Below are 26262 nucleotides of genomic sequence, written 5' to 3'. Positions count from 1 at the left end.
CTCAGATTTGAACCTGCCCACCATCGACGAAGAGCTCGATTCCATTGACGAAGCTCGCCTCGTCGGAGGCGAGGAACAGCACGGCCCTGGCGATCTCGTCAGGCTGGCCGATCCGCCCGGCCGGAATGAGGCCGGCGAGATAGTCCTTGGTCCCCTGTGCCTGGTCACCGCCGCCGAAGAGTTCGTTCAGGCCCGCGGTCTCAGTGACGCCGGGACTGACCGCATTCACCCGGATGTGCCGGTCCTTCAAATCGAGGATCCAGTTGCGGGCGAAGTTGCGCACCGCCGCCTTGGACGCCGAATAGACGCTGAACCCTGGCGTGCCGGAAATACTGGTCGTCGACGAGGTGAGAACGACCGACCCGCCGTCCTTCAGAAGGGGCAGCGCCTTCTGGGCCGTGAACAGCACGCCTTTCACGTTCGTGTCGAAGGTGCGTTCGTAGTGTTCCTCGGTGATCGCGCCGAGAGGGGCGAACTCACCACCGCCTGCATTGGCGAAGACAACGTCGATCTGCCCATGCTTCTGCTGGACCGTGTCATAGAGCCGGTCGACATCGGCCAGCCTGCTCATGTCTCCCCGGATTGCAGTCACACGGCCGCCGATCGTTTTCACGGCCTCGTCGAGCGCCTCCTGCCGGCGGCCGGTGATGAAGACCGAAGCGCCTTCCGCCGAAAACGCTTTGGCCGTCGCCAGCCCGATGCCGCTCGTCCCTCCGGTGACCACCACGACCTTGTTGTCGAACCTGTTCGTCACTGTCTTCTCCATGCTTGGCCGTGATTGGCCGCTGCCGACAGAGATGTGCCGAGAACGATGATGCGAATAGACGGATTTCATGGCACATAGCGTTCCATCAGAGGAACGATCATGCGAACTGACCTCAACGATTACGCCTATTTTGCCGAGGTAGTGGCTCATGGCGGCTTTGCTGCCGCGGGCCGGGCGCTGAAGGAGCCGAAATCGAAGCTCAGCCGCCGTATTGCCGGGCTCGAGGTACGATTGGGCGTTCGGCTCATTGAGCGCTCGAGCCGCCGGTTCCGGGTGACCGAGGTGGGGCAGGCCTTCTATGAACGGTGTCGCACCCTGCTCCTGGAGGCCGAGCAGGCCGAAGCCCTAGTCGCCGAGGCCAAGGCGGAGCCGCATGGACGCATTCGTATGAGCTGCCCAACCGGCCTCGTCGAAGTCATCTCCGGTACGATCCAAAGCTTCCTGACGCGCTACCCGAAGGTGAAGCTGCAGCTTCTCGCAGTCGATCGCCCGGTTGATCTCATCGGGGAGCGGATCGACGTAGCGCTCCGGGTGAGAACGGCCCTGACGAGCGACGCGGCGCTGACCATGCGCTCATTGGGCACCTCCCGCCGCATCCTCGTAGCCAGCCCGCAACTCGCCAGCCGGCTCCATGCGGACATTACCTCGCTCGCAGCTCTGCCGACGCTCGGAACGAGCGACGATCCTGGAGAAATCGAGTGGACGCTGGAGCGCGACGACCGTGCCATCCATGTGCTGCGGCACGAGCCGCGCATGACATGCGGGGACTTCGCGGCGGTCCGGGACGCAGCAGCCAATGGGTTGGGCATCGCGCTCCTGCCAGATCACGTGTGTGCCGAACACCTTGCTCGCGGCCGGCTTGTGCATGTTCTGCAGGATTGGAGAGGGCAGCGGGGGATCGTTCACCTGGTGTTCACGACCCGGCGTGGGCTACCCCCGGCCGTTCGAACACTCATCGACCACCTGGCGGCTGGCTTTCCCAGAATCGCCCTCGGGGCTGATGAGTGAAGACGCGCCTGCTTGTTGGCGCACGACGCACATCGATGTTCCTTTATGGCGAGAGACGATTATCGGCATTGGTGGACGTGTTCCTGTCGCGTCCACTCGTGACGGTAATGCTCGTTCAAGCTCTTGACGCTCATCCCCAAGGCTATTGCCTTCGCCGCTGGGTTGGGCAAGCCCTGCCGGGGATCTCTCCGCCTGAACCCGCGGCGAAGCGTGGAGCACCACGGAGGTCGTCTCATCCGAGGGCTGTGGTATATGGACGATCCGGCTGATGATCCTAAGTCTTGAGCTAAGCCGATAGGTGCCGGCCCATCTGCTTTGCCACGCGCTGCGTGCACCGGAGACATCAACGCGCAGCATCGCGGCCTACGACACAGAGCTGGAGACTGAAGATGCAGCTGGGAATGGTTGGCCTCGGCCGGATGGGCGGCAACATCGTCCGACGGCTCATGCAGGCAGGGCACACAGGAGTCGTGTATGACCGCGACCCGGAAGCCGTCAGCGGTCTTGTCCGTGAAGGCGCTATGGGAGGTGAGACCCTGGAGGATCTTGTGGCAAAGCTGGAGGCGCCACGGACCGTCTGGCTCATGCTGCCCGCCGGCAGGGTGACCGAAGCGACGGTCCAGCAGCTTGCCGGACTGCTCGAGGCGGGGGACACCATCATCGATGGCGGCAATACCTTCTGGCAGGACGATGTGCGTCGAGCCCGCCAACTCCGCAGCCGCGCCCTCCACTATATCGATGTGGGTACCAGTGGCGGGGTGTGGGGGCTCGAGCGCGGGTACTGCCTGATGATCGGGGGCGAGCCCGAGGCGGTCGAGCGCCTTAATCCGATCTTCGCCGCGTTGGCTCCTGGACAGGGCGACCTGCCGGTCACCCCGGGACGGGAGGGCAGAGATCCCCGGGCAGAGCAGGGCTATATCCATGCCGGGCCGAACGGCGCCGGGCACTTCGTCAAGATGATCCATAATGGCATCGAGTACGGCTTGATGCAGGCCTATGCCGAAGGCTTCGATATCCTGCGCAATGCGTCGAGCCCAGCTCTGCCTCCCGAGCATCGCTTCGACTTCGATGTCGCCGACATTGCGGAAGTGTGGCGCAGAGGAAGCGTCATCACCTCCTGGCTGCTTGATCTCACCGCCACTGCCCTGTCCGCAGACGAGCACCTCAGCACCTATTCAGGGTACGTCGAGGATTCCGGGGAGGGTCGCTGGACCGTCGAGGCTGCAATCGATGAAGCGGTCCCGGCCGAGGTTCTGACAGCCGCCCTCTATGCCCGCTTCCGCTCGCGCCAGGACCACACCTTCGCCGAAAAGATCCTCTCGGCCATGCGTAAAGGTTTCGGCGGCCATATCGAGGGGAAGAAGCCGAAAGGAGACGGGGCATGACGCAATCTCCCGCACCTGCCGCCGACCCGTGCTGTTTCGTGATCTTCGGTGCCTCCGGAGATCTGACAAGCCGCTTGCTCCTGCCGGCTCTCTACAATCTCGCCGCCACGGGCCTGCTCCCGGAGCGCTTCGCTATCGTGGGCGTAGCGCGCAGCGTCCGAACGGCCGACGAGTTCCGGGAGGATCTTCTGACGGCGTTGAAGGGGCATGCCACCCGTGAGGTGGACCCAGACTTGGCCCAAAGGCTTGTCGCCCATGTCGCCTACGTGTCTGGCAGCATCGACGACGGCGGGACCTTTCTCCAACTCAAGGCGGTCCTGGAGGAGCTTGAGGCAACGGCAGGCACGGACGGCAATCGCCTGTTCTACCTGGCCATGCCACCGGATACGTTCGAGCCGATTGCGCGCCATCTGGCGAGGGCCAGTCTGTCCGAGGAGGGTCCATCAGGTACTCCCTGGCGCCGGGTCGTGGTCGAGAAGCCCTTCGGGACGGACCTGGCCTCGGCCCGGGCTCTCAACCAAGCCCTTCTGGAAGTGCTCGTGGAAGATCAAATCTACCGCATCGACCACTATCTCGGCAAAGAGACGGTCCAGAACATCCTGCTTCTTCGCTTTGCCAATGGGCTGTTCGAGCCGATCTGGAACCGGGATCACATCGATCATGTGCAGATTACGGTGGCCGAAACCGTCAACGTCGGGAGGCGAGGGCGCTTCTACGACAGGACGGGAGCCCTGCGGGACATGGTGCCCAACCACCTGTTCCAGCTGCTGGCCCTGATCGCCATGGAGCCGCCGGCCCGGTTCGAGGCGGAGCGCGTTCGCAATGCGAAAGCTGAAGCCCTGGCGGCCATCAGGATCCCGAGCGAGGCCGAAGCGCTCGCAAACTCGGTGCGCGGTCAGTACCGCGCCGGCCGCGTCAATGACGAAGCCGTCGTGGCCTACCGGGACGCCGAGCACGTGGCGCCCGGCAGCACCACGGAAACATATGCGGCTCTCCGGCTTGAGATCGATAACTGGCGGTGGGCTGGAGTGCCGTTCTACCTGAGAACCGGCAAGGCCCTCACGGCCCGCCGGACGGAGGTGGCGATCAAGTTCAAGCAGGCGCCGATCTCGATGTTCGAGCAGACCTCCGTCGACCGATTAGGGCAGAACTTCCTCGTCCTGCGCATTCAGCCCAACGAAGGGATCACATTGCGTTTCAACGCGAAGGTGCCCGGACCTGTGCTTGCAGCGGAGAGCGTCGACATGACGTTCAAGTACAAGGATCACTTCGATGTCGCTCCGAGCACTGGATACGAGACCCTGATCTACGACTGCATGACGGGCGACGCCCTGCACTTTCAAAGGGCCGACGGAGTTGAAGCGGGATGGGCCATAGTCCAACCGTTCCTCGATGCCTGGGCGAAGGCAGGGGCCAGGGGGCTCGAATACTACCCTGCGGGCTCGTCAGGGCCGGAGGAGGCAGGATTCCTGTTGGCCCGCGATGGACGCCGCTGGAGGATCATCGAGTAGCGACGATCCTCCCTCGCGCGCCGTTGACGGCACAAACTGCGGGACAGAGATGTCCTCTCTGCACGGCGTGAAGGGTGCCGGGATTTCAGGCCTGCTTGCAGCGCTTAGGACGTCACTCCAGCCGACAGCGCTTCAGTACGTAGCGGCGTTGAGCTTGACAGAAACAGGCGGACCGGACTCGAACGGTGTGCTGCCCCGCGCGAGCAGCCAACCATCCGCACGCTCGAGGCGTGCAACGATCTGCAGCGTGGGCGAAGGAGGCAGGGTTGCCGGCGCCGATAGGGAAAAGGCGAGCGTCGTCGACTTGCCGTCGCTCTGGATGCGCGTTATGGCCGCGCGACGGCGCGCTTCGTCTCGAATCGACCGGTCCTCGAGATAAATCTTGAGCTGGCCTTGGGGAATCACCGTGCCTCCCTCGAACGTGACAGCGCCGCGGATCTCTTGCGATTGTGCTGCGGCGGGCCCTGCCGCGGCAGCGACGGCCGCAACGCCGGCGGCCATCCATAAAGTGCGGCTGTCGGTCGGGCGTTTCATCACAGACTCCATGATCGCCCCGAAGGACTGGCGCATTGGCGCTTTTGCCGCTCCGCGTGTGGTTCGGACACGAGAGACGGATTGCCATCCAACGAGAAGGCGGGGCGCCTGGAAGCGCCCCACCAGGGTATGGGTTAGATGATGACGAAGTCGGTCGCCGCAACATTCAGATTCTTGCTCAGCCGCGCAAACTGAACGGCTGCACCCTGTCCCGACCCGTCGGCGTCGTAGAACAAAGCCCCGCTATCGGTATCGTAGATGATCCGATCGTCGGCGTCATGAGCAACGCCCGCCTTGCTTTTGTGGAACGCCCCCAGGGCGAGAGCGCCATCGCCACCCACGTTCCCGAAGACGAGGTTGTCCAGCAGGAACGTATCATCGCTGACCTTGAAGTCCTTGATCCGGTCGACGTTGCCGTTCCCGAGCGCCGTCGAGAAGCGGAAGCTGTCCTCTCCCGCGCCGCCGGTGAGCGTGTCGGCTCCCAGACCGCCGTCCAGCAGATCGCTGCCGCTGCCGCCGTCGAGCCGGTCCGACCCTGCAACGCCCGGCTGAGCCGGTGCAGGGGGAAGCTCGACCGATACGTTCACCTTATAGGTCGAGCCTTGCGGCACAGATTCGGCCCAGCCGTCTCCCGGCACCGTATCTGACCAGCTGCCTTCCAGGATGTAATAGATTCCGGTCTCTTCGACGACGTACACCAGACTCGAGTCTCGGCCGGTCGTAGAGCCGGGGTCGCTGCCGCCGTCATCGTTCTGAGCGACGATTTCGCCGTTGCTGTCGAGCAGCCTGAGCCAACTGTCATGGACATTCGGATCGGCGATTCCGTCGATGTCGATCGTGATGACGGTGCCGGCCGCCAGCTCGATCTTGTAGAATCCACCCTGGCCGTTTCCGGTCGCATTGACAGTCGTGTGGAGGGTCGTGGTCGAATCGAAGATGTCGGGATCGCTCGCGAGGGAGAAGTTGTTGGAGATGTCGAACGCGGTGGCGAACGAGTTGTTCGTCGCATCAGGTCCCAGCGTGGCGTAGCCGGTTCCGAGTCCCGGGCGAGGGGGCGCGTCGCCCTGATATGCGAAATCGCCGAGCAGTGTGTCGTCGCCCCGGCCGCCGTCGATCACGTCGTTCCCGCCCTGGCCGGTCAGGACGTTGGCCGCGCCGTTGCCGGTTAGCCGGTCGTTATGGCCGGAACCTGCGAGGTTCTCGACGGACACATAGGTATCGCCACCCGATCTGCCTCCCGCGAGGGTGAGCCTGACGCCGCTGGACGCGCCGGCGTAATCCGCCGTGTCGCTGCCGGCTCCGCCGATCAATCTGTCGGCACCGCCGCCACCGGTCAGCGTGTCGTTGCCGGCACCACCCGAGAGCTCATTGGCCTGCGCAGTGCCGATGAGATGGTCGTCGAAGGACGAGCCGACGGCATTCTCGAAGCCGGCAAGAATATCGTGCCGGATCGTCGTGCCCCGGCCGACGATCTGCACCGGACCGTCAGCGTCGCCGCCGCTGGCCGTGCCATTCGCAAGATCGATCGTGACGCCATCGGAGCTGCCTGTGTAGACGACCGTGTCGTTGCCAGAGCCGCCATCCAGGTAATCCTGACCGGCGCCGCCGATGATCGTATCGTCCCCGGCTTCTCCATACAGGATGTCACCGTCGTTGCCACCATCCAGGATGTCGTTGCCGCCGCCGCCGTTGAAGTAATCGCCGCCGCCACGTCCCCAGAAGTGGTTTGCCGCGGATGTTCCGATGAACCGATCGATGCGATCGTCGGAGCCGATCAGGTTCTCGATACTGTCGAACGTGTCACCCGACGCGGTGCCGCCGCTGGCGGTATTCGTCGCCAGATTGACGAGCAGCTGGAAAGGGCTTTCCTTGCTGTAATCGACCGTGTCGATGCCCGCGCCGCCCCTGAACACATCCACGCCGTCCTGGCCGCTCAGCGTGTCGTCGCCGTCGCCGCCATCGAGGATGTCATTGCCCTGGCCACCGAGAAGGGTGTCGTTGCCGCGGCCGCCGTAAAGGGCATCGTTGCCGTCGTCGCTTTCGGTCCGGTCTTCGAGATCTTCGACATCGATCGTGTTGTTGATATCGCGGCTGGCGAGCGAATCGCGGCCGCCGATGATCAGGTCGTCGCCTCCTTGGCCAAAAATCGTGTCGTCCCCGGCGCCTCCATCGAGGGTATTGTTTCCATTGTCGCCGAAGGTAATGCTGGTCAGCGTGTTGTCGCCGGCGCTGGGCGGGGTCTCGCTGCCGCTACCGGGCTGAGTGGTCGACACGTCGGCGTAGATGATGCTTTCGACGTTAGCGATCTTCCTGATTCTCAGATCCCTGGAGAGGAGGATGACCGTGTCATTGCCTCCATTGAGCTCCTCCCGGACGATGTCGTCGAGAGAATCAACGAAATAGATGTCGTCGCCTCCGTTGCCTGCCATTCGGTCGCTGCCGCCTCGTCCGTCCAGAACGTTGGCGCCGTCATTGCCGATCAAGATGTCGTCATACGCACTGCCAACGCCGTTCTCGATGTAATAGTCGGTTCTATCCGCGTTGTGCCCTGCGAAGATCGACACATTGTTGCTGTGGCCGTTGACGCTCGAGAAGTGTCCGGCACGCAAGTCGAGGATCGTCCCCGCTGTCGAGCCGGAGAAGTCGACCGTATCGGTCCCGCCAGTGTCATGGATCGCGAAGCCGATGTCATGGCGCATGCCCGAGGAGGTCAGTTGATAGGAGAGTTGCGTGCTGCCGAAGCCGTAGACGTTGTCGCCCGTGTTGAGATCGATCTGCTGGTAGGTGCGCACTCCATTGGCATCGACCGTCGAGAAAAAGCGGCGAATGACGGCTTCGATGTCAGCCATCAGCGGCGTCGAGGCGGACCAGCGGCTGGTCTCGCCGACATCGATCCCATCGAAATAGGACATGACACTGTATTGCTGGCGATCATAAGTCCAGGTCGCGTTGTTCAGATAGTTGATCTGCACGCCGCCTGGGCCGCTGTAATTGTAGAGCCCGGGATGATTGAGGCCGAATTCATGGCCGAACTCATGGATGAAGGAGTCGAAGACGTAACCGCCGACATCCGTTTTGTTGGGTTCCGTGTCATGGAAGCGCTGACCGATGCTGACATAGCGATTGCTCGAATAGGCGCTGCCTTCGTCCGGCTGTCCCAGCTCTGGACTGACGACTTCAATCCAGTCTGTGGCTCTGTTGAATGGCGCGTCGTCGACGATCTCGAATTTCAGGGGAGTGACAGAGGACCACGCTTGCAAGGCGCCGATGGCGGCAGCCTTGTAGTCAGGGTGATCATTGAGCTCGTAGACGTTGATCCTCAGCGTTCCTGCAGCGATCGCCGGCGTGAGACTGCGGTTCAATGCGCCTAGATAGCTAAGAAAGGACTCATAGTCCTCGCTCTTGCCATAGGGGTTGTCCGGTGTCTGATCGTTGACCCACCACTGATCGCTCGCTTGGCTGGGATTCGGCATCTTGGGGTTCCTCTCTCACGACTGTGCGCTGTTTCCGCGACACTGGTTTGAAGTTATCAATTCCCCCCAGGCAGGTTGGCGCCTGCCCGTCAGCGCTTTCACGCTTGGCAGATAATGTGTCCGGAATTTTTGTGTTGTCTACCCCCAAGGGGTTACACATTTTAGGCTAGCGAACGTCGGCAGACATTCATGGCATGTGACCGTCGAGATGGAACTCGGAAGCGAAAAATATCCGAACATGGAGTAAGCGACTGGACCAATTAACTTATGCTCTGCGCGAACCGGGGAGATCTTCGAAACTTGGCCGGACTGTTGCGCCGCAGGACCGCAGAAGCATGGATTTGGCGCGTTATGATCGACTGGTCAGACGTCAGCACCGACGCCCGCCGGAGTTGATGTTTGTAATCTGATGCACACCGACAGCCGATCACACTTTCGATCTGCCGAGCGCCGAGCGATGTCGGCGGATCTGATTGGAAAACCCTGTTAATCCTTCGACGCGCTGCGATACACTGTTTCAATCGACAGAGCGGATCATCTGAGCCGCGGAACGTTTGGGCTCGAACGCCTGACGCGTGCCGCTCACCTGTCGAAACGAACATGCCTTCGAGGCCGGCACCCATCGTGCGCCGTCGTGTACCCGAAGCGCTTTGCCTGGCACGCGACATCGAACAATCACCGTCCCGCTCAATGTCCCTTACACCAGGTCGCGAGACGAACTCCGGATCATCCATATGTCGCCCATTGCAACGCGGAGCAGTCCCGTCACGCCTTGACAATAGGCTGGCCCTGATCCAGCTTCGAAGTTGTCAGACCAATTCCGAAGGGTATCGCCTTCGGGCAGTTCACCAGAACATGCGAGGTCGGAGCAGAATGGACTCGGAATGGGGAACTCAGGTGCGTCGCACCACATCTGCCCGCACGTCAGGCGCGATGCAGGCGATCGCCGAGTACATCGGCCATTCGGACCTGCAGCCCGGAGATTGTTTGCCTCCGGAGCGTGAGTTGATGGCTGAGCTCTCGGTCGGGCGTTCCACAATCCGAGAGGTTATCCGTCATTGGCAGGCTCTCGGAGTCGTCGAGAGCCGCAGGGGCAGTGGCACCTACCTCCTGCGTCGAATCTCACCCGAGACCATGCACCTTCCACTGGCGGTTGACAGCGGGCAGAACGGCCTTCTCCAGATGCTGGAGGTTCGCCGTGGCCTGGAAGTCGAGGCAAGCGCCCTCGCGGCGGTACGGTCTGGAGCTGCCGATCTCGAGCGGATCGAGTCTAAGCTGCTGATCATGGAGTCCGTTCACCGCGAGAAGGGCTGCGCTGGTCCCGAGGACCTGGCATTTCATCTCTCGATCTATGACGCCAGCGGCAATCCCATCTTCAACCAACTCCTGTCGCAGATGCGGGAAAGTGTGCAGATGCTGTTCGGCATGTCGCGCGTTCGTGTCGATTTCGCCGCCCGTTCCTTTCCGGTTCATCGCGAGCTGTTCGAGGCCATCGCGGCCAAGGATCCGGACGCAGCCCGCTCCAAGACGCTTTCAATCCTCGCCATCGTTGAGGAGGACATCAAGGACATGATCAGATGAACACCTCCGTGGATCCGTTGGCCCGCGCCATGGCCATCCTTGCCCATGATAGCGAGCACGCCTACGAGGCTGTCGTGCCGCCGATCGCGCAAACCTCTCTCTTTACCTTCAGCTCCTATGCCGAGATGGAAGAAACCTATCGCGGACAGAAGGTGCGCCCCACCTACACCCGTGGCCTCAATCCCACGGTTCGTCTGTTCGAGGAGAAAGTGGCCGCTCTGGAATGTGGGGAGGATGCGATCGGATTCGCCAGCGGCATGGCGGCCATTGCGTCAGCCGTCCTGGCATTCGTCCAACCGGGCGACCGGATCGTATGCGTGGAGCATGTGTATCCCGACGCGTACCGGCTCTTCCAGACCTACCTCAAGCGGATGAACGTGACGGTCGACTATGTGGATGGTCGTGACCACGACGCGGTGCGACGCGCTCTGCCCGGGGCAAGGCTCTTCTACATGGAGAGCCCGACGAGTTGGCTCATGCATGTCCATGATGTGGCAACGCTTGCCAGGGTAGCCCGCGAGAACGGCGCGATCTCGATCATCGACAACAGCTGGGCGAGTCCCATCTTCCAGCAGCCGCTGACCCTCGGAGTCGACCTCGTGGTCCACTCCGCGTCGAAATACATCGGCGGCCACAGCGACGTGGTGGCAGGCGTCGTCGTGGGCTCGGGAGGGCTCATCGGAGAGATCCGATCCCGCATTTATCCCTACCTCGGCGGCAAGCTATCCCCGTTCGATGCATGGCTCCTGCTGCGTGGTCTTCGCACCTTGCCGATCCGCATGAGAGCGCATGAGGCAGCGGGTCTGCACGTGGCGCGTGAACTCGCGAAGCGATCGGACGTGGTGGCGGTCTATCATCCCGGCCTGAGCAATGGGCTGCTCGACGGACTGCAAGGCACATCCGGCCTGTTCTCTTTCGAGTTCGACGGCAGCGTCGATATCGCCCGGTTCGCGGACTCACTCCGGTTTTTCAAGCTCGGCGTGAGCTGGGGCGGACATGAGAGCCTTGTGGTGCCTGCTCAGGTGGTCCGTGCCCAGGCCGCAGGGCCCAATTCGGCGATCGATTTCGGCGTCTCCGCTCGTGTCGTGCGGCTTCATGTGGGCCTTGAAGGCCAGGATGTCCTCGTGGCCGATCTCTCACAAGCCATCAGGGAGGCGAAGATGAGCTAACCAAACTGTCGTCAGGAGCGGTCGAACACGTTCGAGACAAGATCAAAACAGAGGGAAGACCATGATCCAACGCCTACTGCTCGCTACTGCGCTCGCCACGACCTTCGCCGGCAGCGCTCTTGCCCAAACCACCCTGAAGCTCACCGAAGTCATCACGAGTCCTGAGCGGACAGAAACGCTCAAGGGTATCGTGAAGGGCTTCGAGGAAGCGAATCCCGGCGTGAAGGTGGAAATCACGTCTCTGCCCTGGAGCCAAGCCTTCGAGAAATTCGCCACCATGGTGTCCGCCGGCGATACGCCTGATGTTGTCGAGATGCCGGATCGGTGGCTTTCACTCTACGCCAACAACAGCGCCCTGGAGAGCCTCGAGCCTTACCTGAAGGCTTGGCCCCATACGGGCGGTCTGAACGAGAGAGCCCTGGAGGTCGGTCGCAGCGTCAAGAATACCGCCTACACGATACCCTACGGCTTCTATTTGAGGGCCATGTTCTACAACAAGAAGCTCTTCGAGCAGGCCGGCGTGAAGGAGCCACCGAAGACCCTCGCGGAGTTCGAAGAGGTCTCCAAGAAGGTTTCGGCCATTCCGGGCAAGTACGGGTACTGCCTGCGGGGTGGCCCCGGCGGCCTGAACGGTTGGGTGATGTTCGGCGCCACGATGGCCGGCGACAACTCGTTCTTCAAGCAGGATGGAACCTCGACCTTCGCAGATGACGGATGGGTGAAGGGCCTCGCCTATGTCACTGATCTCTACAAGAAGGGTTACGCTCCGAAGGACAGCGTGAACTGGGGCTTCAACGAGATCGTCGCAGGGTTCTATTCCAGCACCTGCGCCATGCTCGACCAGGATCCTGATGCGCTGATCGCTATTGCCGAGCGCATGAAGCCGGAGGAATATGGAGTCGCGCCTTTCCCGAAGGGCCCGGCAGGCAAGGCCTTCCCGACACTGGGTTATGCCGGTTGGTCTATGTTCGCGAACAGCAAGAACAAGGAGCTCTCCTGGAAGCTGCTTGCTGCGCTCGCTGGCCCCGAAGGCAATATCGCCTGGAACAAAAAAACGGGTGCGCTGCCGATCTACAAGTCGGCCGAGAACGATCCGTTCTATTCCGGCCCACAGTTCAAGGGGTGGTTCGAGGAACTGGCAGACAAGAACGTCGTGCCGACCATCATGCCAACCTATCTGCAGGAATTCGCCTTTTTCGCCGACTCGCTTGCGGTGAAGACCAGCCAGCAGGCTCTTCTTGGCCAACTCGCTCCAAAGGACATGGCGGCACAGTGGGCCGATTACATGACGAAGGCGCAGAAAAAACACCTCGCCTCGAGCAAGTAATCCGGATCGGCGCGGCTTCTGAGCCGCGCCGTCCACCTGATTTGTCCCGCCAAGGAGCGCCGCATGTCAACGATGCCCTTATACGAGGAGGCTGCAGGCCGCCGGCGCGCGCCTCTGAGTCGGTTCGTGGCAGGCCTCGAGCCTTACCTGTATATCGCTCCCTCCGTCATCCTGATTGCGGTCATCATGCTCGTGCCGCTGATCATCGGTTTGTCCTACGCCTTCCGGGACATGCAGCTGATCAACCCTTTCAGCGGCGGCTTCGTCGGTCTTGAGCATTTCCAAACGCTTTGGACGGATGCGGCGTTCTGGCTGTCTATGAGGAACACGCTTGTTTGGACCTTGGCTTCGGTCGTTCTGCAATTTTCTTTCGGCCTCGTATTGGCACTCCTCCTCAACAATGCTTTTCCGGGGCGTGGCGTCATCCAGGCATTGGTCTTTCTGCCCTGGGCGGTGCCGACGTTCCTATCGGGCCTGAACTGGGCCTGGCTGTTCAATCCTGTCGTCGGCCCCCTGCCGCACTGGATGGCGGCCCTCGGAGTCCTGCCTGCTCCCGAGAACATTCTGTCGGATCCCCATCTCGCGATCTGGGGACCGATCGTCGCCAATGTCTGGTGGGGTATCCCGTTCTTCGCCATCACGTTGCTCGCGGCCTTGCAGTCGATCCCGCAAGACATTTATGAAGCGGCTGCCATCGATGGCGCCGGCGCCTGGCGGCGCTTCATCGACATCACCCTGCCGTTCCTGGCGCCCACAATCGCGATTACGGTCATGTTGCGGACCATCTGGATTGCGAACTTCGCCGATCTCATCATCGTGATGACCAATGGCGGACCCGCTGATCAGACGCAGATTGTTTCGAGCTACATCTTCACACAGGCATTCCGGCGCCTCGATTTCGGCTATGCATCCGCGATCGCGATGGTGCTGCTTGGGATTCTGCTGGCCTATTCCTTCGTCATCATCCTGATGCGGCAGTCCCTGCTGAGACGATGAGGGGAGCCCTATGACATCCTCCGCCCGCAGCACTCCGTACTGGATCCTTCACTATGGGCTGCTTGCCCTCTACGTCGCTTTTGCGCTGTTTCCCCTCTACTGGCTGCTCAAGGTATCTGTCACACCGAACGATCTCCTCTACAGCGAGGGTATTCGGCTCTGGCCATCCCGTTCCTCCCTGGCACATTACACTTTCGTGCTCGCGCATAGTGACTTTCCGCTGTTCTTCAAGAACAGCCTGATCGTCTCGGGCAGCACGGCCGTCGTGGTAACGCTGATCGCTGCTCTTTCGGGCTATGCCATGTCGCGCTTCGATTTCCGCGGCAAGATGTGGCTCGTCGGGCTGATGCTCATCACCCAGATGTTCCCGCTCGTGATGCTGGTGGCTCCGATCTTCAAGCTTTTCTCGCCGTTCGGGCTCACCAACAGCCTCACCGGTCTCGTCATCGTCTACACGGCCTTCAACGTGCCGTTTGCGACCTTCCTGATGCAGTCGTTCTTCGACGGGATCCCGAAGGATCTGGAGGAGGCTGCGATGATCGACGGTGCTTCGCGCTTCCGCGCCTTCCGACAGATCATCCTCCCGCTCACCCTGCCGGGCATTGCCGCAACCCTGGGCTTCGTTTTCACGGCAGCCTGGAGCGAACTGCTCTTCGCGCTCATGCTCGTGTCGAAGGCCGATGCGAGCACGTTTCCGGTCGGTCTGCTCAGCTTCGTATCGAAGTTCTCCGTCGATTTCGGGCAGATGATGGCGGCCGGCATCCTGGCCCTGATCCCCGCATGTCTCTTCTTCCTTCTCGTTCAACGCTATCTCGTCCGGGGTCTGACAGCGGGCGCGGTCAAAGGCTGAGGGTTACCATCATGGCTTCCATCGATATCCAGGGTGTCGGCAAGTCCTATGGGGCCGTGCCTGTCCTTCACGAGGTTGACCTGTCGATCCAGGATGGGGAGTTCGTTGTGCTGGTCGGGCCTTCGGGATGCGGCAAGTCCACGCTCCTGCGCATGATCGCAGGACTGGAGGGCATCACCCGCGGGGACATCCGCATTGCCGGGAAGGTTGTCAATGAACTGGCGCCGAAGGACCGGGACATCGCCATGGTGTTCCAGTCCTATGCCCTCTACCCGCACATGACGGTTCGCGACAATATGAGCTATAGCCTCAAGTTGCGAGGAACGCCTTCGGAGCGAATGGCCGAGGTCGTGAATGCGGCCGCCTCCAAGCTGGGGCTCGAGTCCTTCCTTGATCGAAAACCTCGTACCCTGTCGGGAGGACAGCGGCAGCGCGTCGCGATGGGGCGCTCCATCGTGCGCAAGCCTAAGGCGTTCCTGTTTGATGAGCCCTTGTCCAATCTCGATGCGCGTCTTCGCGAACAGATGCGCGTGGAGATCAAGAAGCTCCACCGGGAGCTCGGCACGACATCGATCTATGTGACCCACGATCAAGTGGAGGCCATGACGCTTGCGGACCGTATCGTTGCGATGAACGCAGGCGCCGTCCAGCAGGTCGGAACGCCGCTCGATCTTTACGAGCGCCCCGCGAACCTCTTCGTTGCCAGCTTCATCGGGTCGCCTGCCATCAACGTGCTCGACGGCACCCTGCATTGCGACGGCGAACGTCGGTTCATCACCCTTGGATCAGGCGAGAAGATGCCGGTCTCCGATCATCTACAGGGTCGACATGGCCAAGCCGTGAGGGTCGGGGTGCGCCCTGAGGACGTTCAGGTTTCGACAGGGGGGGACGGCGATCACATGGGCCAAATCGAGCTGGTGGAGCCGATGGGGCTGGGGACAATCCTCCATATCAGAACCGCCTGTTCCGCTCTGAAGGCATTCGTGCTGGAGCGGGCGCATTACCAGATCGGCACGGACGTTGCCTGTAGCCTGCCCGCGGCCAAGCTCCACATTTTCGATGCTCGAACAGGTCAACGGCTTCCGGATCAGGCCGTCTCTCCTTAGAAAGCGCGGATTTCTCTGCTTTGAGTGGCGGGACCTTGCCCAGTGTCTGGCACGCAGCCCCAAGGAGGAAAGTTCCAATGGCCATCAAACACCTTCGGATGCTCCTGCTCTCTACCGCCCTGCTGATCGGCTCCGCCCCGGCTTTCGCCCAGATCAGGATCGCCGTCGCCGGTCCGATGACCGGGAGCTCGGCCACTTTCGGCGACCAGATGAAGAACGGCGCCCAGGCAGCCGCCGATGCCGTCAATGCGTCCGGCGGCGTGCTCGGACAACAGCTGGAGATCGTCGCCATGGACGACGCCTGCGATCCCAAGCAGGCGGTCTCAGTCGCCAACAAGGTCGTCGGCGAGGGCATCAAGCTCGTCTTCGGGCACTTCTGCTCCGGCTCGACCCTCCCGGCCTCGGAAGTCTATGACGAGGCCGGCATCACCAGCATCACGGTATCCAGCAACCCCAAGGTTACCGAGCGGGGCATGAAGACGATCTTCCGGATCACCGGACGCGATGATCAGCAGGGACCGACCGCAGCCGATTACGTGATCAAGAATCTGTCCGGCAAGAAGATCGCCCTTGTGCACGACAAGAGCCCGTTCGGCACCGGCCTTGTCGGAGAGGTCAAGAAGAAGCTTGCCGAGGGGAAGCAGTCGGTCGTGGTGGAGGCCGGCATCAATCCTGGCGAGAAGGACTACACCGCGCTGATCACCCGCCTGAAGACGGCCGGCGTCGAGGTGCTGTTCTTCGGCGGCTATCATGCCGAGGCCGGTTTGATCCTGCGCCAGGCGGCCGACCAGGGCCTCAAGCTCCAACTTATCGGCGGCGATCCGATCTCGACCCAGGAACTCCTCTCGATTGCCGGACCGGCCGCCGAGGGCACGTTGTTCACCTTCGGCCCCGATCCGCGCAAGGACCCGGCCGCGACCGACGTGGTGAAGGAGATGCGGGCCAAGAACATCGAGCCGGAGGGCTATGTGCTTTATGCCTATGCGGCCGTCCAGGTCCTTGCCGACGCGCTCAAGAAGGCCGGCAAGGTCGATGGCCCGGCGGTGGCCAAGGCCATTGCGGCGAACACCGTCCCAACGGTGGCTGGGCCGATCGGCTTCGATGCCAAGGGCGACAACAAGCAACCGGGTTTCGTGGTCTATCAATGGAAGGGCGGCAAGGCGGACTATGCCCCGGGAACCTAATCCCGATCGGTCGGTCCCATCAGCGGCGCCCACAAAAAGGGCGCCGCATTCCTTTCCTCATGACAGTGGAGCCGACCGTGCTCCTTTCATAGAGGCCGCACAAAACCGGAGTCCCGAAGCCCTGCTACTCAGCCCCTGAGCTTATGCCATCTTTTAAGGAAACCGAACGATGCGTTCCTCGAAAATCATCCATGTGGTCAGTTGCCATGCCGAAGGCGAGGTGGGTGACGTGATCGTCGGTGGTGTCGCGCCTCCGCCCGGAGAGACCGTGTGGGAACAGTCGCGGTGGATCGCACAGGACAAGACGCTGCGGAATTTCGTTCTCAACGAGCCGCGCGGGGGCGTCTTCCGCCACGTAAATCTGCTCGTTCCCCCAAAGAACCCCAGGGCGCAAATGGGCTGGATCATCATGGAGCCGGAGGACACGCCTCCCATGTCAGGCTCGAACTCGATCTGCGTGTCGACCGTGCTGCTGGACAGCGGCATCATTCCAATGACCGAACCGGAAACCCGCATGGTCCTGGAGGCTCCCGCTGGGTTGGTGGAGGTCGTCGCGGAGTGCCGCAATGGCAAGGCTGAGCGGATCACAGTCACGAACGTGCCGAGCTTCGCCGCCAGGCTCGACGCGACGCTCGAAGTGCCGGGGCTGGGGACGATGACGGTCGATACCGCCTATGGCGGCGACAGTTTCGTCGTCGTCGAGGCCCAGACGCTCGGCTTCAGGCTCGTTGCGGATGAGGCCCGCGCGCTGGCCGAGATCGGCATCAGGATCACCAATGCGGCCAACGAGCAACTGGGCTTCTCCCATCCTGAGGACACAGGATGGAACCACATCTCCTTCTGCGCCTTCGGGGGGCCCCTTTACCGGGAGGAGGGACGGCTGATGTCGCGCTCGGCGGTCGCCATTCAGCCGGGCAAAGTCGATCGGTCGCCGACCGGCACGGCGGTGTCGGCCCGGATGGCAATCCTGAACGCCCGCGGCCTGCTCAAGGAAGGTGAGACGCTGACCGGCGTCTCGATCATCGATACCCAATTCATCGGCAGGATCGTGCGCGAGACGACGGTGGCAGGACAGAAGGCGATCATTCCGTCGATTTCCGGACGCGCATGGATCGCCGGAACCTCCCAGCTCATGCTCGACCCGTCCGACCCATTCCCTGGAGGGTACAAGCTGTCCGACACTTGGCCGATGCTCAGGTAGGGCGACCCTGGACAGCCAGACTTATGGTCCGAGCGTTCGGTATCGCGGCCCAGTCGTGGAGGGCTTCCTCTTGCTTTCTGGACGCTGTCACCCATAACGCTACAATCCGCCTTACCGAAAGCAGGATCATGGCCTCACCCCGCGATGCCTGCCCTCAGGCCCCGCTCCATCCCGGTGGCATGCTGCGCGATCAGGTGCTGCCCGGGCTCGGCCTTTCCGTGAGCCAAGCCGCCCGCGAACTTCGCATCGCTCGCCAGACGCTCCATCGGGTTCTCGCCGGCACGGCCGCGGTCAGCCCCGAGATGGCCACCCGCTTGGCCCGCCTGTCAGGAACCGCCCCGCGGCTCTGGCTCGATCTCCAGCAGCGCTATGACCTCTGGCATGCCGAACAGGCTCTTGCCGGGGTGTTGACCATGATCCCGTCCCACATCCTGCCTCCGGCCATTCAGGCCGAGATCGGACTTTTGCATGACCGCTCCATCCAAGCCCGTCCCCAAAGCGAAGATCGGGGTCGAGGGCCTCGATGACATTCTCGTCGGCGGCCTCGCTCCAGGCCATGTCTATCTCCTGGAGGGCAGCCCCGGCCACCGGCAAGACCACCATTGCCCTCCAGTTCTTGCTGGAAGGTGCCAAGGTGGGCGAGACAGGCCTCTACATCACCATGTCTGAAACCGAGCGGGAGCTGCGCGAGGGTGCCGCCTCGCATGGCTGGTCCTTGGATGATGCCATCCATGTGTTCGAGCTTGTGCCACCTGAGAGCCTGCTCGACGAGGAGCACCAGCAGAGCCTGCTCTACTCCTCCGACCTGGAACTCGGCGAGACCACCAAGGCCGTGTTCGAGGCCATCGACCGGGCCCGTCCAGTCCGGATCGTGATCGACAGCCTGTCCGAGATCCGCCTCCTGGCGCAAAGCTCGCTGCGCTATCGCCGGCAGATCCTGGCGATGAAGCACTACTTCGCCCAGCAGGGCGCAACCGTCCTGATGCTCGATGATCTGACCACCGACACGAACGACAAGACCGTGCACAGTCTCGCCCATGGGGTCATCCGCTTGGAGGAGATGACCCCGACTTATGGGGCCGAACGCCGCCGCTTGAGGGTGATCAAATATCGCGGCCAGAGCTTCCGAGGCGGCTTTCACGACTTCACGATTGTTGAGGGTGGAGTCCAGGTGTTCCCGCGCTTGGTGTCAGGCGAGCACAAGACGGGCTTTGCCCGCACCGTGCTGACGAGCGGGATCAGGGAACTCGACGCTTTGCTCGGCGGTGGCATCGAGCGGGGCTCCAGCACTCTGATCATGGGTCCAGCCGGCAGCGGCAAGTCGCTTCTCGCGGTGCAGTTTGCAGTCTCTGCCGTTCAGCGGGGTGAGAAGGCGGCATTGTTCGTTTTTGACGAAGAGCTCGGTCTCCTGCTCGATCGTACCAGGCTGATGGGCATCGACCTGGAGGCGATGTGCGTGGCCGGCAACCTGTTCATCGAGCAGCTCGACGCCGCCGAACTCTCGCCGGGCGAGTTCACGCACCGGGTGCGGACCCAGGTGGCTGAGCATGGGGTCAAGACCATCGTAATCGACAGCCTCAACGGCTATCAGGCCGCCATGCCGGAGGAGCAGTTTCTGATCCTGCACATGCATGAGCTGCTGCAATACCTCAACCGGCAGGGCGCTTCGACCTTCCTGCTCGTAGCGCAGCACGGGCTTGTCGGCGACATGAAGGCACCGGTCGACGTCACCTATCTGGCCGATACGGTGATCCTGCTGCGCTATTTCGAGGCCTTCGGCCAGGTGCGGCGGGCTCGGTCTGTTATCAAGAAGCGATTCGGTTCGCATGAGAGCACTATCCGGGAGATCCGGGTCGACAGCAGCGGGATTGCCATCGGCGCACCGCTCAGGAGCTTCCAGGGTGTGCTGCGGGGCGTGCCGGTGATGGCAGAGGAGGATCGCGCCTCTCTGCTCGAAGACCGCTGAGCATGGACGCCGTGTCTCATCTCCACTCCATGCGGGCTCTCATCCTTGCCCCACATGGTCGGGATTCTGCTGTTGCCGCCGATCTTCTGCGCGCGGTGGGGATCGCCACCGAGGTCTGCCCCGACCTGCCGGGGCTGGTCCGAGAGCTCGAACGGGGAGCAGGCTTCGCGCTCATCACCGACGAGACGTTCCGCACGGCGGATTTGAGCGATCTGTCCCGCTGGTTGGCGGACCAGCCGCCCTGGTCCGACTTTGCCTTCGTGTTGCTGACCCAGCGCGGAGGAGGCGTCGAACGCAATCCTGCCCTCGCTCGCCTGACTGAGATTCTCGGCAATGTGACTTTCCTGGAGCGTCCCTTTCACGCGGGGACGCTGATCAGTGTGGCGCGGACGGCCCTGCGCGGCCGGGAGCGGCAATACGAGGCGAGGGCGCGCCTGGAGGAGATGCATACGGCGGAAAAGCGTCTCACGGCCGCGCTCGACCAAGCCAGGCGCGCCGCCGAGCACCAGACCTTGCTCATCGGCGAATTGAACCACCGCGTGAAGAACACCCTTGCGACCGTACAGTCCATCGTCATGCAGACCTTGCGCACGAACGTCACGTCCGCTGACGCAAAAGAGGCCATTCAGATGCGGCTGCTGGCCCTGTCACGGGCGCACGACGTGCTCACCCGCGAGAGCTGGGAGGGCGCCGACCTGATCGAGGTCGTCACGCGAGCGCTTGAGCCATACGAGACCGTGAACGGGAGCCGGCTTCACATTGCCGGGCCGCATGTGCGGCTCACGCCCCGCATGTCGTTGGCCCTGGCAATGGCCCTGCATGAGCTGGCGACCAACGCGGTCAAATATGGTGCCCTCTCGAACAAGGTTGGCATCGTGGAAGTCTCATGGACGGTGCAGAACCGGGTAGCGCCACCCCGGCTGAACCTGCACTGGACGGAACGTGAGCTATGGCGGAAACTGGGTGATGACGGTGTGAGAAGGGCGGCGTATCGAGGCGGGTGTCGAGCCTGCCAGAACCTCTTCGAGAGAGCGATACGCCATGAACGACACTACCAATGTTTTGCGCCTTCGTCAGCCCGATACGATTGACGATCCCCTGACCGATATTCTGCGCGCCGGCGCCCGTAAATTGCTGGCCCAGGCCATCGAGATCGAGGCTGAGGCCTATCTCGCCAGCATGCGCGAGTTGAAGCTGCCGGACGGGCGTGAGCGTCTGGTCCGGCACGGCCATGGCCCCGAGCGCATGATCCAAACCGGCATCGGTCCGGTGGAGGTCAGCCGGGTCAAGATCCGCGACCGCGGCGCCACGGACGATGCCGACCGCATCCGCTTTACCTCGGCAATCCTGCCGAAATGGGCCCGGCGGACAAAGAGCTTGGATGCGCTGCTGCCGGTCCTGTATCTGCGCGGGCTCTCGACCGGCGACTTCCAGGAGGCGCTCTCAGCCTTGCTCGGTAAGGACGCCCCGAACCTGTCGCCGTCCGCCATCACCCGGCTCACCGGCGAATGGCAGGCCGAATACGAGCGTTGGCAGGCGCGCGACCTGTCGGCGCGCCGCTACGTCTACGTCTGGGCCGACGGCGTCTATCTCCAGGCCCGGATGGAGGATCAAGCCGAGTGCATCCTCGTGCTGATCGGTGCCACGCCAGAGGGCAAGAAGGAGTTGATCGGCTTCCGGGCTGGCGTGCGCGAGAGCGCCCAAAGCTGGCGCGAGCTTCTCGTCGAGATCAAGCGGCGGGGCTTGTCCGTTCCGCCCCGGATTGCGGTCGGGGATGGGGCTCTCGGCTTCTGGAAGGCGCTCGACGAACTCTTTCCCGGCACGCACCATCAACGCTGCTGGCTGCACAAGACCACCAACGTGCTCAACAAAGTGCCGAAATCCGTGCAGCCCGGCATGAAGGTGGCGCTGCGGGAGATTTATCTCGCGCCGACCCGAGCCCAAGCCGAGATCGCCATCGACCTGTTCGCCGAAGCCTATCAGGCGCGCTATCCAAAAGCCGTGGAGTGCGTGCGCAAGGACCAGCGGGCGCTGCTGGCCTTCTACGACTGGCCGGCTGAGCACTGGATCCATTTGCGGACGACAAATCCCATCGAAAGTGTGTTCGCGACGGTGCGGCACCGGACCGTGCGCACCAAGGGCGCGCTGTCGCCGACAACGGCGCGACTGATGGTGTTCAAGCTCATCATGGCAGCTTCGAAAAGCTGGCGGAGGTTGATGGGTGAAAACCAGTTGCCGAAGGTGATCGCCGGTGTCAGGTTTAAGGACGGCAGCGAGGTCATTCCGGTGCCGACAAACAGCGCCGCCTGATCGGCCCCGTCACCTAAATTCCGTCATAGCTCACGGAACGTGGTGGGCCGCCCGTAAAGGCGCCGTCTCGCCGCGGCTTCGGATCCCGCCTCATTGAGCGCAGCCTGGCGCAGGATCTGGACGGTCAGGTGGAGATCGCTTTCGAGCCGACAGGGGTTGTGTGCACGGTCGATGCCCCAGTCGCGTAAGGCGTGGCTCCACGCCGATCAACCGTCTTCAGCGACATCGCATCTCGACAGCCGTGATCTCTCGAGAGGACCCCTGTAGCACTGAGGGGAAGACGAGCGAACGTCCGAGTCTGCAAGGGGAATGGGCCCGGAGCCGGGCCGCCGTGCAAAGGCGTGGTCGGCAGCTCCCGGCTGGTGCCAACCCTCGAGCCCCATCTCATGAGCGACGTCATTCCGGAACTCGCCAGCCACCACAGACTGTCAAGAGCGGCCGGTGTCTTCGAATGGACCCGAATTTTATCGTGCCGGCCAAGTGTGAAAGCGGCCGCCTCAGCAGGGCTGCGGGCATGGTCTATTGCGGCATCCTAGAATTCTGCCTCTCGTAAGACATCCGCCAGATCAGCGTTCCTTCCGAGGCTTATTGGATCCCTCGCCTGCTAGTCTTGGGCTGGAAAATGACGAACCCGATCACCGTGGGCTGTGCCGATTTGAGCCTGCGGACAGCGGCACCCGCACACCTCCGTTCCCATCAAGGAGGCGGATTTCAGCGGCACCTTTAGGTGCCGCTGGGTGCTGCATAGGCCGATACGTCCCGAGCCAAGATGCGGCCGGCTCCTTTGGCGCCGACGATACGTCCGCCTTCGGCGACGATTTGGCCCCGCAGCAGCGTCATCATCGGCCATCCTGTGACCTCGAATCCCTCCCAGGGTGTATAGTCGGCACCATGGTGGAGGATCTCCTGGCGGATGACCTCGCGTCGGTTCGGATCCCAGAGCACGATATCGGCGTCGAACCCGACGCCGATGGAACCCTTGCGTGGATAGAGGCCGTAGATCTTCGCGTGGTTCGTGGCGGTCAGTTCCACGAAGCGGTTGAGGGAGATCCGCCCCTTGGAAACTCCCTCCGAGAACAGAATGGGCAGCCGTGTCTCGACACCAGGGATGCCATTCGGCACCCACCGGAAGGAGCTCCTGCCGTTCGGGTGGAGCTTTCCGGACGGACTGTCGTAGCGGAATGGGCAGTGATCTGACGAAAAAGTCTGGAACACGCCGCTGCGCAATCCCTCCCAAATGGCCGCCTGGCTCTCCTCATCCCGCGGCGGAGGCGAGCAGACGTATTTCGCACCACTCATGTCCATGTCCGGACCTTGCAGGTCCTCGGCGGTGAGCGTGATGTATTGCGGGCAGGTCTCGGCATAGATTTTGAGGCCGCGGGACTGTGCCCAGCGGATCTGCTCCATCGCTTCGCGACCGGACACATGCACGATCATGATCGGCACATCGACGAGCTCCGCATGGCTGATCGCCCGATGCGTGGCCTCCCGCTCCACAATTTCCGGGCGCGAAACAGCATGGTAATAGGGAGCAGTACGACCCTCGCGCTCAAGACGCTCGGTCATGTAGCGGATCGCGTCATACCCCTCCGCGTGCACCATCACAAGGGCGCGCTCCCGACGCGCCACCTCGAACACGTCGAGAAGCTCGCGGTCCTTCAGCACGAGATCATCGTACGTCATGAAAACCTTGAACGACGTGTAGCCGTCCTTGAGCAGCGCGGGAAGCTCCTGCCCCAGAACCTCGGGCGTCGGATCCGAGACGATCAGGTGGAAGGCCGTGTCGACGTAGCACTCGTTCTCGGCCTTCCTCCTGTAGTCCTCGACGCAGGCGCGCAGGGACGTGCCCCGTTGCTGGAGTGCGAAGGGAAGAACCATCGTGTTGCCGCCAGCCGCAGCCGAAGCCGTGGCCGAGGCGAAATCATCCGCCATCACCACGCCGGGCCCTGAGGGTTGAGCGATGTGAACATGGCTGTCGATGCCCCCGGGCAGCACGAGGAGCCCGGAAGCATCGACTTCCCGCTGAGCGCGAAGATTCTCACCGAGCGCAACAATGCGCTCACCCCTGACACCCACGTCGCAGCGGATCGTGTCGGATGCGGTGACGACAGTGCCGCCCTTGATCGCGAGATCGAGCTCCATCGACGTCCTCCTCAGGCGAGCGAGCGGTCGAGGCTTCCGATCAGCCGGTCGACCTCCTCTGGTGTATTGTAGTGCACCATGGAGACGCGTACCACACCATTGCCATCGGCGAGGCCGAGGTGTTCGATCAGGCGGCGGGAGTGAAAGTCCCCGAAGCGGATGCCGATCCTGTCGACTTCGACGGAACGTACGATCTCGGCCGAGTCGCGCCCGTCCACCTTGAAAGCGATGGTCGGCACGCGACGATCCGTAGCGCTGTCGCGGCGCCCGACAATGCGCACGTCGTTGCGGTCTCTCAAGTAGGCGAGCAGCTTTTCTCCCAAAAGGGTCTCGTGCGCCGCGATCCTGTCGAAGGCGCGGTCGATGGCGGCCCGGTCGCCGGTGCCGCCGCCGAGGGAGCCAATATAGTCCACGATGCCGGCCGAACCCCAGGCAAGCTCGTAATTGGTGTTGCCTGGCTCAAGCTTCATCGGCACCTTCTCGCGACCGTAGAAGTAGTGATAGAGCCCGTCGAGTTCGAGCAGCTTGTCGTATTTGCCGTACATCACGGCGAAGTGGGGGCCGTAGGTCTTGTAGAAGCTGAAGATATAGTAATCGACATCGAGATCGCTCACATTCACGGCCCGGTGGGGCGCATAGGCAACGGCGTCGACGACGATTTCGGCGCCACGCTCGTGCACACGGCGCGCGATCTCCTTGACCGGGTTGATCGTGCCCAGAATATTCGAGGCATGGGTCACAGCCACGAGCCGGGTCCGTCCGCTCATCAGGCGATCGAGTTCATCCAGGTCGATCTCGTAGCTGTCGCGGTCGATGGACCACTCCCTGATGACGATGCCGCGCTTCTCCAGGGAGCGCCATGGCCCAATATTCGACTCGTGGTCGAAATTCGTAACGACGATCTCGTCACCCGGCTTGAGGCGCCCTTCCATGGCTCGTGACAGAAACTGGGCCAGAACAGTGGTCGAGGGTCCCAGCACGATTTCTTCCGGTCGCGCTGCGCCGAGCAGACGTGCAATCTTGGCGCGGGCTTCCATGAGCCGGCTCGTGGCCCGTTGCGAGTGCTCGTAGCTGGCGCCGGTCTGCACGCTCGTGGTCAGAAGATACTCCGAGATAAGTTCGGCAACATTGCGCAGGACGAGGGAGCCGCCAGCATTGTCGAAATAGGCGAAGCCGTCCGCCAGAGCAGGAAACTGGGAGCGGACGAAGGCGAGATCAAGAGACATGGATGAACCTATTCTGCGGGCGGTTGAAACGAGCTGACGACAAGCGGCTCTAGGAGGTGGTGGAAAACGCAGTCTTCAGGGGAGCCGCTTTCCCACATGAACATGAGAAAATCGCCGTCTGGGCCGATCGCCGCGATCGGAGCGTGCCAGAGGTTGCGGGCGTAGTTGATGCCTTCGTTTCGATGGCCGACGAACGCTTCGGCGCGTTTGAGATCAGGCAGCCCAGCCCGATCCTCGGGAGCGACAACGATCAGGAATCGTTCAGCAGAAAGAGCCACGAACGTTTGCGAAGACAGAGGGTGCCGTTCGAAGGTCAGGAGCCGCATCGGCAGCGGCCCGCCGCTCGCCCGGTACACGGCGAGCACAGGCTCTCCGTCGGGCGATGCGCGGTCGAAGCGCGTGTCCGTGTCGAAGCGCAGTGCCCGTCCGTCATTGACCAGCCGACTGCGTTCCGGGTCGAAAGACAGCACCTCGCCAAATGGGCGAAAGGCTGAAGGCGTCAAGCGTTTTGGAAACAGGGTCTGCAC

General features: G+C 62.4%; 20 protein-coding genes and 2 pseudogenes. 16 read left to right on the top strand and 6 right to left on the bottom strand.

Annotated elements, in window-relative coordinates; genetic code table 11:
• Window position 1: 1 nt before the first annotated feature.
• Entirely contained in the window at window positions 2-754 is a 753-nt protein-coding gene (locus tag HPT29_RS23275; protein WP_173949349.1) for an SDR family NAD(P)-dependent oxidoreductase, read from the bottom strand.
• A 111-nt stretch (window positions 755-865) separates the two neighbouring features.
• Here HPT29_RS23275 and HPT29_RS23270 point away from each other — a divergent pair, with 111 nt between their 5' ends.
• The 3 genes from HPT29_RS23270 (at window position 866) to zwf (ending at window position 4670) form a co-directional block, all read left to right on the top strand.
• A complete protein-coding gene (locus HPT29_RS23270) occupies window positions 866-1774 on the top strand; it encodes a LysR substrate-binding domain-containing protein (RefSeq protein ID WP_173949348.1) in 909 nt (302 codons plus the stop codon).
• Window positions 1775-2163: 389 nt separating this feature from the next.
• Window positions 2164-3159: a phosphogluconate dehydrogenase (NAD(+)-dependent, decarboxylating) gene (gnd, locus tag HPT29_RS23265; protein WP_173949347.1), complete on the top strand. Its 996-nt coding sequence runs from the start codon at window positions 2164-2166 to the stop codon at window positions 3157-3159.
• Window positions 3156-4670: a glucose-6-phosphate dehydrogenase gene (gene zwf / locus HPT29_RS23260; protein ID WP_173949346.1), complete on the top strand. Its 1515-nt coding sequence runs from the start codon at window positions 3156-3158 to the stop codon at window positions 4668-4670. The genes gnd and zwf overlap by 4 nt, the downstream gene beginning before the upstream one ends.
• A 132-nt stretch (window positions 4671-4802) precedes the next feature.
• Here zwf and HPT29_RS23255 read toward each other — a convergent pair whose 3' ends face one another.
• Together HPT29_RS23255 and HPT29_RS23250 are read right to left on the bottom strand one after the other, a co-directional pair.
• Entirely contained in the window at window positions 4803-5204 is a 402-nt protein-coding gene (locus HPT29_RS23255) for a hypothetical protein (protein WP_173949345.1), read from the bottom strand.
• A gap of 134 nt (window positions 5205-5338) precedes the next feature.
• Entirely contained in the window at window positions 5339-8677 is a 3339-nt protein-coding gene (locus tag HPT29_RS23250) for a M10 family metallopeptidase C-terminal domain-containing protein (RefSeq protein WP_173949344.1), read from the bottom strand.
• A 933-nt stretch (window positions 8678-9610) separates the two neighbouring features.
• On the opposite strand from HPT29_RS23250, the gene HPT29_RS23245 reads away from it, so the two are divergent.
• The 13 genes and pseudogenes from HPT29_RS23245 to HPT29_RS28935 form a co-directional block, all read left to right on the top strand.
• Window positions 9611-10258, top strand: a complete 648-nt coding sequence (locus tag HPT29_RS23245) for a FadR/GntR family transcriptional regulator (protein ID WP_173949461.1) — start codon at window positions 9611-9613, stop codon at window positions 10256-10258.
• Window positions 10255-11427, top strand: coding sequence for a PLP-dependent transferase (locus HPT29_RS23240; protein WP_173949343.1), 1173 nt, complete (start codon window positions 10255-10257; stop codon window positions 11425-11427). Before HPT29_RS23245 ends, HPT29_RS23240 begins: the two co-directional genes overlap by 4 nt.
• 61 nt (window positions 11428-11488) lie before the next feature.
• Window positions 11489-12754, top strand: coding sequence for an ABC transporter substrate-binding protein (locus HPT29_RS23235; RefSeq protein WP_210272324.1), 1266 nt, complete (start codon window positions 11489-11491; stop codon window positions 12752-12754).
• 63 nt (window positions 12755-12817) lie between these two features.
• Window positions 12818-13750, top strand: coding sequence for a carbohydrate ABC transporter permease (locus HPT29_RS23230; RefSeq protein ID WP_173949342.1), 933 nt, complete (start codon window positions 12818-12820; stop codon window positions 13748-13750).
• Window positions 13751-13760: 10 nt separating this feature from the next.
• Window positions 13761-14600 carry a carbohydrate ABC transporter permease gene (locus tag HPT29_RS23225; protein WP_173949341.1) on the top strand — a complete coding sequence of 280 codons (840 nt, stop codon included), beginning with the start codon at window positions 13761-13763 and terminating at the stop codon, window positions 14598-14600.
• 11 nt (window positions 14601-14611) lie between these two features.
• Window positions 14612-15706, top strand: a complete 1095-nt coding sequence (locus HPT29_RS23220; RefSeq protein WP_173949340.1) for an ABC transporter ATP-binding protein — start codon at window positions 14612-14614, stop codon at window positions 15704-15706.
• A gap of 77 nt (window positions 15707-15783) precedes the next feature.
• On the top strand, window positions 15784-16890 hold the full coding sequence (locus HPT29_RS23215; protein ID WP_173949339.1) for a branched-chain amino acid ABC transporter substrate-binding protein: 1107 nt from the start codon (window positions 15784-15786) through the stop codon (window positions 16888-16890).
• A gap of 169 nt (window positions 16891-17059) precedes the next feature.
• Window positions 17060-18091 (top strand): trans-3-hydroxy-L-proline dehydratase, encoded by a 1032-nt coding sequence (locus HPT29_RS23210; protein WP_173949338.1) that lies wholly within the window; start codon window positions 17060-17062, stop codon window positions 18089-18091.
• Window positions 18092-18219: 128 nt separating this feature from the next.
• A complete protein-coding gene (locus HPT29_RS23205) occupies window positions 18220-18618 on the top strand; it encodes a HigA family addiction module antitoxin (protein ID WP_173949337.1) in 399 nt (132 codons plus the stop codon).
• A pseudogene (locus HPT29_RS23200) lies at window positions 18560-20057 on the top strand (ATPase domain-containing protein). Before HPT29_RS23205 ends, HPT29_RS23200 begins: the two are co-directional and overlap by 59 nt.
• 2 nt (window positions 20058-20059) lie before the next feature.
• Window positions 20060-21148, top strand: coding sequence for a sensor histidine kinase (locus tag HPT29_RS23195; RefSeq protein WP_259060306.1), 1089 nt, complete (start codon window positions 20060-20062; stop codon window positions 21146-21148).
• Window positions 21099-22367, top strand: coding sequence for an IS256 family transposase (locus HPT29_RS23190; RefSeq protein ID WP_259060097.1), 1269 nt, complete (start codon window positions 21099-21101; stop codon window positions 22365-22367). The genes HPT29_RS23195 and HPT29_RS23190 overlap by 50 nt, the downstream gene beginning before the upstream one ends.
• A gap of 32 nt (window positions 22368-22399) precedes the next feature.
• Window positions 22400-22549 (top strand): annotated as a pseudogene (locus tag HPT29_RS28935) (sensor histidine kinase); the annotation flags it as partial.
• Window positions 22550-23090: 541 nt separating this feature from the next.
• Here the strand turns inward: HPT29_RS28935 and hydA are convergent.
• The 3 genes from hydA to HPT29_RS23175 are packed head-to-tail and all read right to left on the bottom strand — an operon-like array spanning window position 23091 to window position 26262.
• On the bottom strand, window positions 23091-24509 hold the full coding sequence (gene hydA / locus HPT29_RS23185) for a dihydropyrimidinase (protein WP_173945792.1): 1419 nt from the start codon (window positions 24507-24509) through the stop codon (window positions 23091-23093).
• A gap of 11 nt (window positions 24510-24520) precedes the next feature.
• Window positions 24521-25735: a cysteine desulfurase-like protein gene (locus HPT29_RS23180; RefSeq protein WP_173945793.1), complete on the bottom strand. Its 1215-nt coding sequence runs from the start codon at window positions 25733-25735 to the stop codon at window positions 24521-24523.
• An 8-nt stretch (window positions 25736-25743) separates the two neighbouring features.
• The gene (locus tag HPT29_RS23175; protein ID WP_173945794.1) at window positions 25744-26262 is read right to left on the bottom strand and encodes an ureidoglycolate lyase; all 519 of its coding nucleotides are present in this window, start codon (window positions 26260-26262) and stop codon (window positions 25744-25746) included.

Source organism: Microvirga terrae, from assembly GCF_013307435.2.
GTDB classification, from domain to species: domain Bacteria; phylum Pseudomonadota; class Alphaproteobacteria; order Rhizobiales; family Beijerinckiaceae; genus Microvirga; species Microvirga terrae.
Note: the sequence above shows the minus strand (reverse complement) of the source record. Positions and strands in the feature narration are given on the sequence as shown.

Bases quoted from the DNA above. Each gene is read 5' to 3' on its own strand.
- HPT29_RS23230 (WP_173949342.1), top strand. From the start codon at position 12,818: ATGTCAACGATGCCCTTATACGAGGAGGCTGCAGGCCGCCGGCGCGCG.
- HPT29_RS23220 (WP_173949340.1), top strand. From the start codon at position 14,612: ATGGCTTCCATCGATATCCAGGGTGTCGGCAAGTCCTATGGGGCCGTG.
- HPT29_RS23245 (WP_173949461.1), top strand. From the start codon at position 9,611: ATGCAGGCGATCGCCGAGTACATCGGCCATTCGGACCTGCAGCCCGGA.
- HPT29_RS23240 (WP_173949343.1), top strand. From the start codon at position 10,255: ATGAACACCTCCGTGGATCCGTTGGCCCGCGCCATGGCCATCCTTGCC.
- HPT29_RS23195 (WP_259060306.1), top strand. From the start codon at position 20,060: ATGGACGCCGTGTCTCATCTCCACTCCATGCGGGCTCTCATCCTTGCC.
- HPT29_RS23180 (WP_173945793.1), bottom strand. From the start codon at position 25,735: ATGTCTCTTGATCTCGCCTTCGTCCGCTCCCAGTTTCCTGCTCTGGCG.
- HPT29_RS23205 (WP_173949337.1), top strand. From the start codon at position 18,220: ATGGCCTCACCCCGCGATGCCTGCCCTCAGGCCCCGCTCCATCCCGGT.
- hydA (WP_173945792.1), bottom strand. From the start codon at position 24,509: ATGGAGCTCGATCTCGCGATCAAGGGCGGCACTGTCGTCACCGCATCC.
- HPT29_RS23250 (WP_173949344.1), bottom strand. From the start codon at position 8,677: ATGCCGAATCCCAGCCAAGCGAGCGATCAGTGGTGGGTCAACGATCAG.
- HPT29_RS23215 (WP_173949339.1), top strand. From the start codon at position 15,784: ATGGCCATCAAACACCTTCGGATGCTCCTGCTCTCTACCGCCCTGCTG.
- gnd (WP_173949347.1), top strand. From the start codon at position 2,164: ATGCAGCTGGGAATGGTTGGCCTCGGCCGGATGGGCGGCAACATCGTC.
- HPT29_RS23225 (WP_173949341.1), top strand. From the start codon at position 13,761: ATGACATCCTCCGCCCGCAGCACTCCGTACTGGATCCTTCACTATGGG.
- zwf (WP_173949346.1), top strand. From the start codon at position 3,156: ATGACGCAATCTCCCGCACCTGCCGCCGACCCGTGCTGTTTCGTGATC.
- HPT29_RS23210 (WP_173949338.1), top strand. From the start codon at position 17,060: ATGCGTTCCTCGAAAATCATCCATGTGGTCAGTTGCCATGCCGAAGGC.
- HPT29_RS23190 (WP_259060097.1), top strand. From the start codon at position 21,099: ATGAACGACACTACCAATGTTTTGCGCCTTCGTCAGCCCGATACGATT.
- HPT29_RS23235 (WP_210272324.1), top strand. From the start codon at position 11,489: ATGATCCAACGCCTACTGCTCGCTACTGCGCTCGCCACGACCTTCGCC.
- HPT29_RS23255 (WP_173949345.1), bottom strand. From the start codon at position 5,204: ATGAAACGCCCGACCGACAGCCGCACTTTATGGATGGCCGCCGGCGTT.
- HPT29_RS23270 (WP_173949348.1), top strand. From the start codon at position 866: ATGCGAACTGACCTCAACGATTACGCCTATTTTGCCGAGGTAGTGGCT.